This window comes from Cupriavidus sp. 21MJTG02-4 (assembly GCF_057798975.1).
In genome coordinates, this window is sequence record NZ_JBYOJP010000019.1 from 70,613 (window position 1) to 86,010 (window position 15,398).

Below are 15,398 nucleotides of genomic sequence, written 5' to 3' on the forward strand. Positions count from 1 at the left end.
ATCCTGCGCATACATCATCGGAAGAGCCCCATGACAAATCCAGACAGTTCAGCAACTGCGACCTCCGCCACGATTGCTCCGGCTTTACCCAACGCGCAGCTCAACACTGCATCACCTTGGCCGGTGTTCTGGATCGCAAGCGTGGCGGTGTTCCTTGTCTCGATGGACGGCACGATGCTGTTCGCCGCCTTCAGTGCCTTACGCGCAGGGTTTCCTCAAGCCACGGCGGCGGACCTTTCCTGGGTGCTCAATGCCTACACCGTCGCCTACGCTGCAACGCTCATTCCGTCGGGCGGATTGGCGGATCGGCATGGGCGCAAGAAGGTGTTTCTGGGCGGTGTTGCGTTGTTTCTGGCGGCCTCTGTTGCGTGCGGTTTGGCCGCCAGCGTGGCGTGGCTCGTTGCGGCACGCGTGTTGCAAGCCATTGGCGCTGCCTTGCTGACACCCGCGTCGCTTTCGCTTGTGCTGGCGGCGTTTCCGAGCAGCAAGCGCGCCGTGGCAATCGGTCTATGGGGAGCCGTCGGTGCCCTGGCCGCAGCGGTAGGCCCCAGCCTCGGGGCATTCGTGATCGCATCGGTCGGCTGGCAATGGGCCTTTTACCTGAATGTGCCTTTAGGCCTGGCTGCCATGTGGCGCGGCGCGACACTGCTGACCGAGACAAAGCAGCACACCAGCAACCGCCCGCTCGACCTGTTCGGAATGGGCCTGCTGAGTGTCGGGACTGGCGCTTTGGCACTGTCGATTGTGCAATCGGAGTCGACCAGGTGGTCGCGCCATGAACTGCTCGGTTTTGCCGGCATTGGGCTGATGTGCATCCTCGGATTTGTGGCCTGGGCGCGCGTTGCCACCGCACCGCTGGTGGACTTGGGCTTGTTCCGTAACCGGACCTACCGTTACGTCAACCTGGCAACGTTGACTTTCGGCATCGCGTTTTCGATGATGTTCTTCGCCTTCTTCTTCTACATGAAGTCGATCTGGCATTACTCGTTGCCGATGGCGGGCCTTGCCATCACGCCGGGGCCGCTGCTAGTGATTCCAGTGGCCACTCTGTCAGGCCGAATTGCCAGTAAGCATGGCCACCGTCCATTGTTGGTTGCGGGCAGCGTGCTCTACGCGACCAGTGCAGTGTGGTTCTTGCTGGTGCCAGGAACAGAACCGGCTTATTTCACACGGTGGCTGCCAGGCATGCTGCTCAGTGGTGTCGGTGTGGGCATGGTATTGCCGTCACTGTCGGGTGCCGCAGTCAGTCGCTTGCCTGCGGACCACTACGCGGTGGGCGGTGCAATCAATCAGGCAATACGGCAAATCGGATCCGTCATGGGAGTGGCCCTGACAGTGCTGCTGCTTGGTAACGCGAGTCTGCAACGTGCCGACTTCAATGCGCTCTACCTGTGCCATATGAGCTTGGCCCTTCTGACCGCGGCGCTGTGCCTGCCCGTCAACACGTTGCCCCCGGCCATCGCCAAAACGCCTGATTCGGTATCGAGTCACGAAGCCACGGGGTGAAATTCCTGCATACCGCCTTGGAGACATCGATGGAAAACGATCAGAAATCACTTGCCTGGATAAACCAGTTGTCCGACGCAAAGCGAAGCATACACGAAGGCGGTGGAGTAGCAGGCCTCGCCCGAATGGGGCAGATCGCCGGCAAAAGCGGCCGAGAGATTCTGGACGCCATGATGTCTGGCGAATTGCCGTATCCCCCATGAATGAAACCATGAACATGACGTTGCTGGAGGTGGGCGATGGCCGCGCCATGTTCCAAGGTATCCCGCTGCTGCAGCACTACAACCCGCTGGGCACGGTGCATGGTGGCTGGTTTGCCACCCTTCTGGACTCGGCACTTGGCTGTGCAGTACAAACCACGCTGCCGGCAGGGCGTACCTACACGACGGTTGAACTCAGCATAAAGATCGTACGGTCAGCCTCGCACAAGACTGGTCCGCTGTGTGCCATCGCCACGGTTGTTCACGCGGGTCGTCAGGTAGCAACCGCGGAGGCGCGCATCGAAGATGCGAAAGGCAAGCTCTACGCTCATGCGACCACCACCTGCTTTGTCTTCGATGTACCAGCGGCTTGACAGCAAGGTTCTGCAAGGCGGCTTTGAAAAATTGGAGGGCCATGTAATGAAAACCGGAAGCGCAATCGATCAGGCGATGCGGGAAATGGGTTCGGTAAAGCGGGAAGAGGCGTCTCTGGCCGTGGGCATAACGCCTGGTCGCTCGACGGAGCTCAGCGCACGCAGAAGCGACGGAGATCTTGGCAAATCCAAAGACCTTTCCGTTGACGACTTCCTAATGCGATGTTCCTGGTACAGCAGTCTGACCGCCGGCCAAAGGGAGGTGGTAAAGCGCGATTGCTTTGATCGGTCGTACAGTCCCGGTGCAATCCTCTGCCATCGGGGTGACGCCGCGGACCACTGGCTCGGTGTAATCGAAGGAATAGTCAAAGTCGATACCGGCTCGAAAGAGGGTCGTATAGTAACGTTTGCTGGCATCCCAGCAGGCTCTTGGTTCGGGGAAGGCAGCGTCTTGAAAGACGAACCTCGCGGCTACTCTGTCACCGCAGTCCGGGACAGTCGATTGGCCTTGATGCCTCGCTCGACCTTTCTGTGGCTCCTCGAGAATAGCCACACGTTCAGCCGCTACATCATTGACCAGCTCAATGCCCGATGCAGCTATTACATTGGTCTAGTCCACCATCTGCGCATACACGACGCCCCGACCCGCATAGCGTTTTGCTTGAGCGAGCTCTTTAACCGGCAGCTGCATCCTGGTACCTCGATGACGTTGGCCTACTCCCAAGAGGAGATCGGCAGACTCTCTGGCCTTTCTCGTCAAAACGCAAATCGAGCTCTTCGCAAATTGGCTGATGCGGGTCTCATCCACGCCGAATACGGAGCGGTGCAAATCCTGAACATTGAAGGCCTGAGAAAGTTCGCGCATTCGGGGGATTGAACCTTATCGCAGGTTTGTCGGCTTGTACCGCGCCTCGGAGGCCACCATGTCACGCAAGCTCATGCGCTGCTGCATGGGGAGGAAAGCAATGTGTTCAGTGATGCCGGATACCAAGGCGTTGAAAGGCGCATTGAGGCGCAAGACATCACGGTCAACTGGCATGTGGCGATGCGCCCCGGACAAGCGCCGCTCGTTGGATAGGTAGGCGCCGGTGGGCAAGCTGCGCGATGAACTCGAACGGGTCAAAGCTCGCATCCGCGCCGAGGTGGAGCACCCGTTTCACACCCTCACCAAGCTCAAAATATGTTCTTTGCGACACATTTACCGGACAGCTATGGACCAGGATCGCCCGGGGTGACCCTAACCGCCATCTGTTTTTCAGATAGTGGCATCGGGAAACCATGCTTCCGAGGGAAAGAGCTCATGGCTACGATACTTCTACCAACCTATTAAGCGAGAGGAAGTACAAATGGACAGTGCCACCCACCCGTATAGCGTTTTCTGGCAACCCGGCTGCTCGAGCTGTGTCCGCGTCAAGGAGTTTTTGACCCACCTCGAAATCCCGTTCAAGTCCGTCAACGTGCTGTCGGATACCGATGGTCGAAATGAATTGCGCCGGCTCGGCGCGAGGTCGGTTCCAGTGGTTTCGAAAGGGGACCAATACGTCTACGCGCAGTCTATCGAGGACGTGGCACGCTTCGTTGACCGACTCGATGCTGTCATGGACCGGCTGCCACCCGACGTCTTGGTAAAGAAGTGGATGAAGGTACTAACCGTCGCGCTCGCCATCACACCGCAGATGCCGGAGGAATTGTTCAACAGCCCCGTATTTCCGGGCCGGCCGCGTACCTACCGGGACCTAAGCTATCACATCTTCCAGGTCGTAGATGCATTTCTCCAAACGGTACTCGAGGGGCTCGAAGACTGGACAATCGTTGCCAACGTTGACGCACCGGACCGCATCAGGAGCATCGACGCCATCCTTCGAGAGGGCACTGAACTCAAGGCAAGGGTGGAGGCATGGTGGGCAAAGCTTGACGATAAGTCATGCACCCAGGTGCTGAAAATGTTCTACGGCGAACATCCGCTGCACCAATTCCTGGAGCGCTCCACGTGGCACTCTGCCCAGCATACGCGCCAATTGATTGCCTTGCTCACGGAAAAGGGGGTTGAGCTGCCAGTGACCCTGTCTGAGGAGGACTACGAAGGCCTGCCAATGCCGCAAGGTCTGTGGGAATAATCCGCACCACCTCACACAGCGAATTTCATTAAATCGCGGCCGCCTCGAGAAAGAGCGGTTCGAATCGATTGTCATCAGGATTGCAGCATGAACGCTATCAAACATGCCAAGGTCGCCATCGTCGGTTCGGGGCCTGCCGGATACACCGCCGCCCTATATGCGGCCCGAGCGAATCTCAAACCGATGCTCATCGCCGGGCGGGAGCCGGGCGGGCAGTTGACCACGACGACGGACGTGGAGAATTGGCCTGGCGATGTAAACGGCGTACAAGGTCCGGAGCTCATGCAGCGGTTGCGCGACCATGCTGCACGGTTCGAAACGACGATTGTGGAGGATCACGTCCGCTCTGTATCGCTCGAGGAAAGACCATTCACGCTTCACGGCGAGGGTGGAACTTACACATGTGACACGCTCATTATCGCGACTGGCGCATCTGCCAAGTGGCTTGGATTGCCATCGGAAAAGGACTACATGGGGCGCGGCGTTTCCGGATGCGCCACATGTGACGGGTTTTTCTACCAGGGTGAAGACGTCTGCGTGATCGGTGGTGGAAACACCGCAGTCGAGGAAGCACTGCTGCTATCGAACATTGCCAGCCGGGTCACTCTCGTCCATCGGAGGGACAAGCTCAGGGCCGAGCCGATTCTCGTTGCTCGCCTGATGGACAAAGTGCGAGAGGGTGTCGTCTCCTTGAAGCTTGGTGCCGTCCTCGATGAGGTCCTAGGGAACGAGGACGGCGTCTCCGCAGTGCGCCTCAGCCAACTTGCCGATGGTAAAACTGAAGAGGTACCCCTAAAGGGCTGTTTCATTGCCATCGGTCATTCCCCGAATACCGGCATCTTCGCTGGCAAGTTAGAGATGGACAATGGCTACATCATCACGCGGTCAGGCCTCAATGGCTACGCGACCATGACCAGCGTCCCGGGGGTGTTTGCAGCGGGCGACGTTCAGGATCAGGTGTATCGTCAAGCTATTACTAGCGCCGCGACAGGCTGCATGGCTGCCCTCGATGCGCATCGCTACCTCGAGGAATATGCACACGGCCCGGCGGCTGGAAAGGCAGACGACGATGGACTTGCGACAACTGAAGTACTTTCTGAAAGTTGCTGATTTGGGAAGCATATCCAAGGCTAGCGACCAACTGCACGTTGCCCAATCGGCAATCAGCACCCAAATCGCTGCACTGGAGAGCGAACTCCACAACCAACTGTTCCTGCGTCGCTCCACAGGTGTAACGTTGACGGAGCCCGGGCGTCTTCTGTATCGCCACGCTCGGCTGATTCAACGTCAGGCGGAGATCGCGCAAGAGGACGTGGCCAACGCTAGTGCCGAACCATGCGGCACAGTGTCCCTCGGATTACCCTCCGCCATGGCAGAGCTACTTGGCATTGCAATGATCCGTGCATGCCAGGAGCAGCTTCCGCTGGTGCGCCTGCAGATTGTCGAAGGATTGAGTGTTCTGCTACAAGAGTTCACGTTAAGCGGTCGACTCGATATGTCTATCTTGTTCCTCGATCATGCGCCAAGAGGACTTGATATTCAGACAGTGCTGGATGAGGAGCTCTTCTATGTTTGCCCACCGAATAGCCGTTTCGTGGATAAGGTGCGGACGGGTATCAGCCTGGAAGAGGCGTTGGAGACAAAACTCGTGATGCCTGCCGTTGGCAATAGCATGCGTCTGGTGGTGGATACCGCCTGTACGATCGCTGAGCTTAGTTTCAAGCCGATTGCGGAATTGGATTCGCTCACGCTGTTGAAGGCGTGTGTGGTTCAGAACATCGCCTCGACATTCCTTCCATGGGCAGTGGTCGCGAAGGAGGAAGCTGCCGGTGACGTACAGGTGTTGAAGGTGCGTACCCAGCAATTCACGCGTCCCCTCTCAATTTGTACCTCCTCTCTCAATGCATCCAGCGCTGCGACTGAGGCGGTCTATGAGCTGCTCCAAGGCGTTATGACGGATCTGGTCAAGGATCGAATCTGGCAGGGGACCAGTCTCAGAACGTTATCAGGCGGCTAACGCGGTTACCGTTTCAAGTATCCAAGGAACCAATGACTAGACGGAATTCAGGTTGAAGGCAGCCAGATGACATGGAACTGAGCTACACCTAGCCAAAGCCCGGCAAGCGTGAGACGACCCCCCCGAGAAATTAAAGCTGAAGGGTTTCCAGAAATCAATCTGAGGCCGCTAAACGATCCTATCGCCCTCAGCAGCGGGCTTTCGGCTGACGACCTCGCACCGCGCAGTACACCGCAATGCCATCGAGCCAAAAATGCTCCGCGGCATCACGACTTAAACTAAAGGAGACACAAGATGATAAAGACAATCTTTGCCATCTTTCTGATGGCGTGCGGACTCACCAGCGCGCAAGCGCAGGCCAATTCACCTTGGCCGACGAGGCCAATCCGTGTCGTGATTCCATGGACGCCTGGAGGTGGCTCGGACATTCTGACTCGATTGGTGACTACAGAAGTGTCACAGGCGACGAAATGGAACTTCGTGCCAGAGAACAAGCCTGGGGCTGGCGGGACCGTCGGGATCGCAGACGTTGTAAGGTCCGCGCCAGGCGGCTATGACCTGGTTATGGGCCAGAAGGACAATCTGTCGGTGGCTCCGTGGATCTACAAGTCCGTAACCTATGTACCAGGCCGCGATCTTGTCGCGGTCAGCCATGTAGCCTATACGCCCATTGTCATGGTTACATCGGTCAATTCCAAGCTCAAGACACTTGCTGACGTCGTGAACGCTGCGCGCGCCGCGCCGGGCTCGCTTAAGTACGGTTCTGCCGGGAGTGGTACAACGATCCATCTGGCGGCCGAGATCTTCAGCCGTGCAGCGGGCATCAAACTATTGCATGTTCCGTACAAGGGATCGAGTGCCGGGATCCCGGACACCATCGCCGGAAACGTTGACTTGATGGTGGCCTCGGTCCCGTCCGTCCTTGCGCAAATCAAAGCGGGCACACTGCGACCGATAGCTGTCACCTCTGCGAAGCGAAGTTCCTCTCTCCCAGACGTCCCGACCGTCGCCGAAAGCGGGTACAAAGAGGTAGATGTGAGCACGTGGTATGGACTATTTGCGCCGGCGAAGACCCCGCCGGAGATCGTGAACCGCATCAACGCCGAGGTCAACAAGGTTCTCTCTTCTCCTTCGGTGATTCGAGCCATCCATGAGCAGGGCGCGGAGCCTAAGCAGATGTCACCGAAGGAGTTTGCCGATTTCGTTCAGGCAGACTACGTCAAGTGGAAGGAAATCGTCGCGCAGTCGGGGGTGAAACTAGACAACTAGTGCGGGGAGGCCCAGATCGTTTGTGGGAATTTGAGCGTGCACCACCGCATGGCTCCTGGCCCGCCCCCGCCTGCTACCGGGTGCATTTCCCCAAAGCCTTGGCGCATACGGAGCACATCAATGCGTAGCGAAAATTCTTCGGCAGCCCAACGTCTGCCGCTAAGCGGAATTCGAGTCATTGAAATGACTCACATGGTCATGGGTCCGGCATGCGGGCTCGTCCTTGCTGACCTCGGAGCGGAGGTCATCAAGGTCGAGCCGCCGAAAGGTGACGGCACTCGCCGTTTGCTCGGCGCGGGCGCAGGGTTCTTTCGGGCGTTCAACCGGAACAAGAAAAGCGTGGCGGTCGAGGTGAGCGAAAGCAAGGACATGGAAGCCTTGCTGAAGCTGATCGACAGCGCCGATGTCTTTCTTGAAAACTTCAAGCCTGGCCGCATGAAAGACCTGGGCCTGGACTATGAAACACTTCGCAAGCGCAACCCGAAGTTGATCTATGTCTCGCACAAGGGATTTCTCAGCGGGCCATACGAAAAGCGTCTTGCTCTCGACGAAGTCGTACAGATGATGGCGGGGCTGGCCTATATGACAGGCCCGATCGGACGCCCCTTGCGTGCCGGCAGCTCAGTCAATGACATCATGGGTGGCATGTTCGGCGCCATTGGCGTCCTCGCGGCCCTGTACGAACGCAACGCCACCGGAACAGGCAAGGAGATTCAATCTGGCCTTTTCGAGAACTGCGTCCTCCTGTCTGCGCAACAGATGCAACAGTACGCAGTGACCGGGAAGCCGGCAGCCCCCATGCCGGCACGGATCAGTGCCTGGGCCGTCTACGACGTGTTCGAGCTGGGCGATGGCCACCAGATGTTTATTGCCGCCACGGGCGACGCCCAGTGGCGGACTTTCTGTCGCATCATCGGCAGGGACGATCTGCTTGAGGACCAGCGCCTGGCGTCCAATAACAACAGGGTACTGGCAAGAGACTGGCTGTTGCCGACGCTTGGAGAAACGCTGAAGGCATTCCGTCCCGAAAAGCTGACGGCCGCGTTTGAAGCTGGCAACGTACCGTTCGCCGAAATCACCCGTCCCGAAGAACTCTTCGACGATCCACATCTCAAGGAGAGTGGCGGGCTGGCGAAGCTTCAGGTCGATGACGGCACCACCACTGAAGTTCCCCTGCTGCCTTTCACCCTGGATGGCGCACGGCTGCAGCCTCGCATGCCGATCGCACGCATTGGTCAGCACACCCGTGAGGTGCTTGAGTCCGCCGGTTGTGCCGCAAGCGACGTGGATGCCATCGTGGCCAGGCAATGCAACCCCGGGATCGCCCAACCGGTGGCTGGCCACAAGGATTGACCCTGCCACCACGTGATACCGGCGTGATCGCGCATGAAGCCTGACGACATTCCTGCTGGTTCGGAAATATCGGGAACAGGAGACAAGGTTGAAGAAATCAATGACTGCAGCATTGCTGCTCATGTGCCGTAGAAGAATAGCAACAGTGAACACGACGGTCGGACATGCATGAGTTGCGCGGCTGTACCCACGCAATGCGGCAAGGCATCGACGGGGCCACCGCAGCAAGCTGGATTGCTTACCGATGTCGAGTCTTACAGCCTGGCGCGCCGCCTCGTCCGTGGCGGTCTGCGCGACAGAATTCATCAGTCCGGCGGGCCGTGGTCAGGTAGACGTCGGTCCGCTTGGAGAACGCGTAGTTGGCCACCAGCGCGAGGGATTGGGGGAGTGGAACTAAGTTGGGGGATGCGCCCGTCTACGTGCTCAGTTGGATCTACGGCGACCGAAAGTGTGGGTACTTGTAGATGAATTGCTCCTCCAGCTTGCCACCCAGCAGTTCGACTCGCGCTTGGAGAAGGTAGTGCGCACCGTTGACAGACCACCGCATCTGCTGACGTTTGGACAGGCGACGGTTGATCAAATGATTCATCAGTGATTCTGCCGGAGCGGTAGAGATTCGCCTCCCCGCCCGCCTTGCGCGCGCATAGTCAACAAGGATGGCTGCGTTGTTCTGGAGAAAACTGAGGAGTCGATTGGCAGCACCGAATGTAGTCGCTGCGGCAGGGCCATAGAAGCTTTCACGCTTCAACGCCTCCTCTTTCATGGAGGCAGCCAACGTCCGGCGCGCGTCCTGGTCAACTCTATACCTATTGCCGCTCGGCCTCTCCACAGTGCATCTCGTATTTTGCGCCATATCTTTTCGCACCGCGTGAACTGTAGTAATCGTGGGTCTCCCGCACTTTGTGTGACGGCCGAGTCGAGGGCTTGATTTCCCGCCGGTTTGGCCGTACGTTGATCGTTACCATGAGGCAAGTTCTCGGTGGGATCGATCGTATTCTCGCCCGTGTGGGTAAGCGCTTCGTCTCCAGGACGTGCAAGGGGAGACCATTACTGTCGAAGCCTGCAGTACAGTCCGCGGAGCACCGTGTCCGGCCTGCCATAGTTGGAGTCACCGACTCCACGGCCGCTATGTGCGCAAGCTGGAAGAACGTCCAATGCTCGAGCAGCGGGTCGTTCTCGCTATTGAGGTGCGTCGCTTCAAGTGTATGAACGCCAACTGCCCCCGTCGTACGTTTGCCGAGAATATCCACGCATTGGCCGGTCGGTATCAGCGTCGTACGCGATCGCAGGCTCGGGCGTTGTACGCGCTGGGCCACGCCCTCGGTGGTGAGGCAGCAGCCCGGCTTGCCGACGCCTTGGGCTTGCGCACCAGTGCTGACACCGTGCTGCGAGAATTGCGCAGAGTACCTGAGCGCAAGCGCAAACCACAACCGCGGGTCGTCGGCATCGATGACTGGGCGATCGCGCGCGGTCACCAGTACGGAACGATCATCGTCGACTTGGAGCGACGTGAGCCGATCGAAGTGTTCGCAGGTAGGGACGCCATTGCGGTGGCTGCGTGGATGCGTGCGCACCCATCGATCGAGATCGTCGCCAGGGACCGGGCCGGGGCCTATTCCGAAGCGGTCGACCTCGCGCTGCCGGCAGCCAAGCAAGTCTCGGATCGCTGGCATTTGCTGAGCAACCTGCGCGACAACGTCGAGCGGCTGCTATACCGACTCGGGCCACAAATGCGCCAAGCCGCCCAGCAAGTAAACGTCAGTAGGGTGACCCTGGGCCGGCAGGGTCTGCGCCGAAGCTCACAACGGTCATGGGAGCGTCTGAGCGATCAGCGACGCGCCACACGGCTGGCGTTGTACAAGCAGGTGATGGCGCTACGCGCCCAGGGCGGCACGATCAGAGGAATCGCGCGTGAACTCTCAATCAGCGCAGCAACCGTGCAGAAGTTCGTCCATGCTGGGGCATTCCTCGAGCGCGCATCCAAGGCGCGGGGTCCGACGCCTTTGGATCCCTATCGCGACTATATCGAGGAACGAATCATCCAGGGCTGTCGCTTTCCTGAACTGATCTGGCAAGAACTCAAGCAGCGCGGCTATAAGGGCAGTCCTGCCTGACGCTGCAGGCGGCGTGGTGAGTGCCACTTGTATCGTCGCCCGGGAGGTCGACCCGCCGGCAGGCGTCAAGCCGATTGAATGGCGACTGCTGAGTAATCGCGAGGTGGACGACCTTGACGCGGCCGCACAGCTTATTGACTGGTACCGCGCGCGTTGGGAGGTGGAATTGTTCTTTCATGTGCTCAAGAACGGCTGTCGAGTCGAGGCGTTGCAACTCGCATCGATGGCACGGCTTGAGCGTGCCTTGGCGCTGTTCATGGTGGTGGCATGGCGCATCGCTCGGTTGATGCGACTGGGTCGAACTTGCCCGGACCTGGATGCAGGGCTGTTGTTCGAGCGCGATGAATGGCGCGCGGCATTCATTCTCAACAAGAAGAAGCCGCCGAAGACGTCACCGCGTCTGAATGAGGTCGTGCGCTTGGTCGCTATGCTCGGCGGCTTCCTGGCGCGCAAAGGCGACGGCGAACCCGGAGTCAAGACTATCTGGCAAGGCCTGCAGCGAGTGGTGGATTTCGCCGCCGGTCTTCGGTACGCCCGTGAACTTGACGACTGAGATGTGTGTAATCAAATGGTGTATAAGGGGATGCACTAGATCCCCACCGGTTTCGCACTTGGCGCAATACCATCCCGAACCACCCTTCCCGCGACGTTCCCAGACAACTCGAAACGTCGAATTGCCAGAGCAGAACGGACAGGGTCCCCATTTACCACTGAGGATCCTCTGGTCCTGCACGTAGTCCGGCAGCACATTTCTCCAGTCGATCGAATCAACGTCGACACGTTCGTCATCATTGTTCTCTGGTCAGGACATCAAGCGCTTCGGTCCGATCTTCGGCTTATCAACCACTGTCTTCGCGTCCGAAGACGACCGGAAAAGCGCCTTATGTCGCATCTTCAAAATTCGTATCCGACACCGACGTTCACAATTAGTGGAGCCGCCGACATGCGGGTCCTGTTCGAAAGAACGACTTGCCCGTTCGCATTTACTGCATTGAAGCTCGCATTGGTTTTGAGCGGAAACCAGGTCATCGACCCGGTGAGCATCCAGCGCACGTTGATCCGATACGCCCAGCCAGCCGCAAGCACCGGATTCCACGACGAACTCAACGACGTCTCGACGCTTCCGCCCGGACCTGCGAGCTGACTTAATGCTCCGGAAAATAGCGGATTCAATTGGACCGATCTGAACCATGAATAGTTAACGCCGACTCCCAAGAAGGGCCTTATCTTGTTCTCCGCCCCTCCAAAGTAGTACTTCGCGACAACTATAGGCGCCCACGCCCGCACGGTGAAGAGTGGTTGAATTTCACCAAGCGGTAAAACAGGACCCCCGACTCCGAAAGCCGCCACATTTCCCTGGGCACCAACTTCCAGCTTTGGCGGCACAGCTACGGCTCCTTCCACTGCCAGATGATCGGTTATGAAATAGGTAAAAAGCATCGAAGGCATAACCGCGTTATGAACTACAGTATTTGTTCCCGGCGACGTAAAAGTCCCAAATACCGAAGAGCTGACAATCGGTTGCGATCTTGAGTTCGGAAAATCGAGCCATGATGCACCCAACGTAGTCACAAAGCTTCCTGCACTTTGCGCACGAACACAACATGGATGAAGAGTTGCGGCCACCATGCAGAACGTAGTCATTGTTTTCAAATGCTTCAAAGCCGTCTCCAATGTTTTTATCGATCCTTTGTCCGACGCCACAGCTTCGTTGCGCCACGCGGTATGTGCTTTCAGGAAAAATCGGCCTACCGGCCAGCTAATCGTTCACACCCAATCCACCGCCACAATTCGTAGGCATCGTCCACTCGCTTCCCTCTCGCGCTCTTGATTGAGACCGTTCTCGCAGTTCATATCAGGCGCATTGCGGGACGCTCTGGAGCCGGTGGAAAAACGCGCCACGGGGGCCGTCTTCATGACGGAAGAAATACAAAGCGACCGCCATTTCATCTTTGACCGTCTCAACCCTGACATAGCATTGTCGTTTGGCTCACCTGTTCCTGAACTCCGTAATTCGAATTCCTGTCACGGGATCCGGCTCGAGCCAATCAGGGGCCCATCGTGCGCAACGATTTTGGCTTCCAAACCGTCAGCACCTCCTTCGCATAGCTTATTAATACGTCGGCACTACAAGGCAGATCGTTGCCCAAGAACGAGTCGACGATCATTGAGTTTCTTCCAGATCGTCCCATCCAGCTGTTGGATCGTAAGTGCCATCTTTTCGGCCTTTGCACAGGGCGTCGTGACGGGGGCGTTTGAGACGGCTCCCAACCAACTCACGGACCGCTTCAGGCGCTTATCAGTTGCTCACTTAGTGACCCTTGCCCAAGGCAACGGCCCGATATCAAACGCGGTTGTTTGGGGCCGGTGCAGTCATATTGACCGCTAGACCTTCTTGAGCTTGTGGCCTCCTGCAACATAGTCCTTCATCATTTGTATCGCCTGTTTGTCGTAGGACATCATGTGTATGAAGCCAGCAGCTTCACGGTCTAGACTCTCCGACAGGGGTAGATCCTCGCTCGAACGTACAAGCTGTTTGTAGAATGAGAGCGCTGCGGCGGGCTTGTCGAGAAACTCGTTCGCTATCTGCAGCGCTGCCGTGACCACGTCTTCAGTCACATAGTGGTGAACCAGACCTTCTTTCGCAGCTTCTTCGGGATAAAAAAGGCGGCCACGTAACACCCATTCGAGAGCTTTCCCAGCACCCACTGCTCGAGCGAGCCTCACTGAAGCGCCGGCACCCGTTATAAGGCCAATCTGGATCTCCGGTTGTCCTATTGTGTATGTACCGGGTCCTGCGATCCGAATGTCGCAACAAAGCGCAATTTCGAGTCCGCCACCCATGCAGTAGCCGTTAATAGCGGCAATCGTAGGCTTTTGAGAATGTTCAATCTTTTCCCAACCAGCCCGCAGCGGGCTGCGCGCACCCAACGGGTCCGGCAGGCCAGCTTCCCGGCCAGTGCGGACCATTTGGCCAAATGCAAGCAAATCCTCAACGGACACATGCCGAACAAACTCTTCCGGTTGTCCGCCGGTGAAGATAATTGCACGCACGTTGGGGTCGGCCTCTAGCGTGTCCATAACCCCATTAAGCTGGGCGAGCATGTCAAAGTCCATGAATCCTTTGTTCGGATTGCAGAATTTGACGACCGCAATTTGATTATTGATTTCAAATGAAACTTTTCCCATCGTTGTCTCCATTGTTTTATCGCCGCGCCCCCAACCTTGATCGCCAGTCGCGGACATCACGATACAGTCGGCGAGAGATGCTGCTTGAACCAGCCCACTGCCGCACTACTACTGACATCGAAACTGGGCCCCACATACGCATCGAAATGACCACCTGGAATTACAACAAGCTTCTTGGGCTCGAGTGCCCGATTGAATGCGCCTAGCTGCAAGTCGCCGGGGTTCACGTGATCGGCAGCCGCCACAACCATGAGGAGTGGAGTCGGAGAAATGGCAGACACGTAACAGCCCGGTTCATACTCCATCAACATTTCGATTGACCGAAGGGTCACCTCGTTTTTCCATGCCGGTGCGCGAGACTGCGCCGTTACAGAGAACCATTCCCACGCGTCCGATTGAGGCATCGCGCTTGGTAAGGCCGGATCTTCACTTACCGCCGGAATCATTGCGGGAATCTGACCAGAGAAACGGCGCATTCGGTCTTCGTCGAGCGTGGCCCGCAGCGCAGGAAGATGGTCAGGGCGGACAGCTCGATCAATGAGCTGCTTCCCCGACACAAAGGGAACTTGTGACACGACGCATTTGACTCGCCTATCGATCGCGCCGAGCATCAGGACGTGACCACCGCTGTAACTAGATCCCCATACGCCAATCCGATTCTTATCAATGCCATCCAAACTGCTTATAAAAGAAATGGCATTACGATAGTCCCGAACCTGTTGTATTGGGTCAATTTCGTATCGAGGAGTACCGTCGCTAGCTCCGAAGTTTCGATTGTCGAAAACCAGGACGGCAAAACCGGCATCGCAGAAAGCGTCGGCATAGCTATCGAGATACATTTCTTTCACCGCTGAATAGCCGTGTGCCATCACGACGGCGGCGCATGCCGACGTCCCGCTGCCTGGTTTGTAAAGCCATCCCCGCAATGTCACGCCCTCTGCGTTAAAGCTAACATCTTGTCTCACAGCACGTGCCTCCTAGCTATTTGTGTGGTTTTATCTACACCGTGGTGGACCGATTACTCTCGGACCATAACGGCCATCTCCCCGCTCTCGTTAAGCCGCCTTCGAACAATCCGAAGGATGACGCGAAGCGCCCGCACCTTCCAATGCAGGACGACGGCACGCTTTGCGCCGCGCCGCATCCATAAGCCGGCGTAGTGATTCTGTGACCGTGAGACGGGCGTCACAAGGTTGAGGAATGCCAAAAATGGGGTGAGTTGGTGCCAATGCAGCTACCCGCAGCACCGCAATGACGGC

General features: G+C 57.6%; 13 protein-coding genes and 3 pseudogenes. 12 read left to right on the forward strand and 4 right to left on the reverse strand.

Annotation, left to right across the window (positions count from 1 at the left end; genetic code table 11):
* The first annotated feature begins 30 nt into the window (after window positions 1-30).
* The 10 genes and pseudogenes from AC3FKH_RS28820 (at window position 31) to AC3FKH_RS28865 (ending at window position 8,836) form a co-directional block, all read left to right on the forward strand.
* A complete protein-coding gene (locus AC3FKH_RS28820; protein ID WP_488679114.1) occupies window positions 31-1,506 on the forward strand; it encodes a DHA2 family efflux MFS transporter permease subunit in 1,476 nt (491 codons plus the stop codon).
* Between the two features lie 29 nt (window positions 1,507-1,535).
* The gene (locus AC3FKH_RS28825; protein ID WP_488679115.1) at window positions 1,536-1,709 is read left to right on the forward strand and encodes a hypothetical protein; all 174 of its coding nucleotides are present in this window, start codon (window positions 1,536-1,538) and stop codon (window positions 1,707-1,709) included.
* Window positions 1,706-2,080: a PaaI family thioesterase gene (locus tag AC3FKH_RS28830; protein ID WP_488679116.1), complete on the forward strand. Its 375-nt coding sequence runs from the start codon at window positions 1,706-1,708 to the stop codon at window positions 2,078-2,080. Before AC3FKH_RS28825 ends, AC3FKH_RS28830 begins: the two co-directional genes overlap by 4 nt.
* Before the next feature lie 46 nt (window positions 2,081-2,126).
* A complete protein-coding gene (locus tag AC3FKH_RS28835; protein WP_488679117.1) occupies window positions 2,127-2,957 on the forward strand; it encodes a Crp/Fnr family transcriptional regulator in 831 nt (276 codons plus the stop codon).
* A gap of 48 nt (window positions 2,958-3,005) precedes the next feature.
* Window positions 3,006-3,252, forward strand: a pseudogene (locus AC3FKH_RS28840) (transposase); the annotation flags it as partial.
* Window positions 3,253-3,426: 174 nt separating this feature from the next.
* Window positions 3,427-4,197, forward strand: coding sequence for a glutaredoxin domain-containing protein (locus tag AC3FKH_RS28845; RefSeq protein ID WP_488679118.1), 771 nt, complete (start codon window positions 3,427-3,429; stop codon window positions 4,195-4,197).
* Window positions 4,198-4,284: 87 nt separating this feature from the next.
* The gene (gene trxB, locus AC3FKH_RS28850; protein ID WP_488679119.1) at window positions 4,285-5,307 is read left to right on the forward strand and encodes a thioredoxin-disulfide reductase; all 1,023 of its coding nucleotides are present in this window, start codon (window positions 4,285-4,287) and stop codon (window positions 5,305-5,307) included.
* Window positions 5,267-6,214, forward strand: a complete 948-nt coding sequence (locus AC3FKH_RS28855; RefSeq protein WP_488679120.1) for a LysR substrate-binding domain-containing protein — start codon at window positions 5,267-5,269, stop codon at window positions 6,212-6,214. The genes trxB and AC3FKH_RS28855 overlap by 41 nt, the downstream gene beginning before the upstream one ends.
* 294 nt (window positions 6,215-6,508) lie before the next feature.
* Window positions 6,509-7,483: a Bug family tripartite tricarboxylate transporter substrate binding protein gene (locus AC3FKH_RS28860; protein ID WP_488679121.1), complete on the forward strand. Its 975-nt coding sequence runs from the start codon at window positions 6,509-6,511 to the stop codon at window positions 7,481-7,483.
* A gap of 120 nt (window positions 7,484-7,603) precedes the next feature.
* Window positions 7,604-8,836, forward strand: coding sequence for a CaiB/BaiF CoA transferase family protein (locus AC3FKH_RS28865; RefSeq protein WP_488679122.1), 1,233 nt, complete (start codon window positions 7,604-7,606; stop codon window positions 8,834-8,836).
* A 433-nt stretch (window positions 8,837-9,269) separates the two neighbouring features.
* On the opposite strand, the pseudogene AC3FKH_RS28870 reads toward AC3FKH_RS28865, so the two are convergent.
* Window positions 9,270-9,760: pseudogene (locus AC3FKH_RS28870) on the reverse strand (ISKra4-like element ISBugl3 family transposase); the annotation flags it as partial.
* A 107-nt stretch (window positions 9,761-9,867) separates the two neighbouring features.
* Here AC3FKH_RS28870 and AC3FKH_RS28875 point away from each other — a divergent pair.
* Together AC3FKH_RS28875 and AC3FKH_RS28880 are read left to right on the forward strand one after the other, a co-directional pair.
* The gene (locus AC3FKH_RS28875) at window positions 9,868-10,950 is read left to right on the forward strand and encodes an ISL3 family transposase (protein ID WP_488679123.1); all 1,083 of its coding nucleotides are present in this window, start codon (window positions 9,868-9,870) and stop codon (window positions 10,948-10,950) included.
* Window positions 10,928-11,503 (forward strand): annotated as a pseudogene (locus AC3FKH_RS28880) (IS4 family transposase); the annotation flags it as partial. The gene AC3FKH_RS28875 and the pseudogene AC3FKH_RS28880, both read left to right, overlap by 23 nt.
* A 341-nt stretch (window positions 11,504-11,844) precedes the next feature.
* On the opposite strand, the gene AC3FKH_RS28885 reads toward AC3FKH_RS28880, so the two are convergent.
* The 3 genes from AC3FKH_RS28885 to AC3FKH_RS28895 form a co-directional block, all read right to left on the reverse strand.
* Window positions 11,845-12,612 carry an OmpW/AlkL family protein gene (locus AC3FKH_RS28885; protein WP_488679124.1) on the reverse strand — a complete coding sequence of 256 codons (768 nt, stop codon included), beginning with the start codon at window positions 12,610-12,612 and terminating at the stop codon, window positions 11,845-11,847.
* 723 nt (window positions 12,613-13,335) lie between these two features.
* A complete protein-coding gene (locus AC3FKH_RS28890; RefSeq protein ID WP_488679125.1) occupies window positions 13,336-14,139 on the reverse strand; it encodes an enoyl-CoA hydratase/isomerase family protein in 804 nt (267 codons plus the stop codon).
* Between the two features lie 56 nt (window positions 14,140-14,195).
* Window positions 14,196-15,104: an alpha/beta hydrolase gene (locus AC3FKH_RS28895; RefSeq protein ID WP_488679126.1), complete on the reverse strand. Its 909-nt coding sequence runs from the start codon at window positions 15,102-15,104 to the stop codon at window positions 14,196-14,198.
* Window positions 15,105-15,398: the final 294 nt, after the last annotated feature.

Excerpts from the sequence above, each read along its gene's own strand:
- AC3FKH_RS28820 (WP_488679114.1), top strand. The coding sequence starts at position 31 with ATGACAAATCCAGACAGTTCAGCAACTGCGACCTCCGCCACGATTGCT.
- AC3FKH_RS28825 (WP_488679115.1), top strand. The coding sequence starts at position 1,536 with ATGGAAAACGATCAGAAATCACTTGCCTGGATAAACCAGTTGTCCGAC.
- AC3FKH_RS28830 (WP_488679116.1), top strand. The coding sequence starts at position 1,706 with ATGAATGAAACCATGAACATGACGTTGCTGGAGGTGGGCGATGGCCGC.
- AC3FKH_RS28835 (WP_488679117.1), top strand. The coding sequence starts at position 2,127 with ATGAAAACCGGAAGCGCAATCGATCAGGCGATGCGGGAAATGGGTTCG.
- AC3FKH_RS28845 (WP_488679118.1), top strand. The coding sequence starts at position 3,427 with ATGGACAGTGCCACCCACCCGTATAGCGTTTTCTGGCAACCCGGCTGC.
- trxB (WP_488679119.1), top strand. The coding sequence starts at position 4,285 with ATGAACGCTATCAAACATGCCAAGGTCGCCATCGTCGGTTCGGGGCCT.
- AC3FKH_RS28855 (WP_488679120.1), top strand. The coding sequence starts at position 5,267 with ATGGACTTGCGACAACTGAAGTACTTTCTGAAAGTTGCTGATTTGGGA.
- AC3FKH_RS28860 (WP_488679121.1), top strand. The coding sequence starts at position 6,509 with ATGATAAAGACAATCTTTGCCATCTTTCTGATGGCGTGCGGACTCACC.
- AC3FKH_RS28865 (WP_488679122.1), top strand. The coding sequence starts at position 7,604 with ATGCGTAGCGAAAATTCTTCGGCAGCCCAACGTCTGCCGCTAAGCGGA.
- AC3FKH_RS28890 (WP_488679125.1), bottom strand. The coding sequence starts at position 14,139 with ATGGGAAAAGTTTCATTTGAAATCAATAATCAAATTGCGGTCGTCAAA.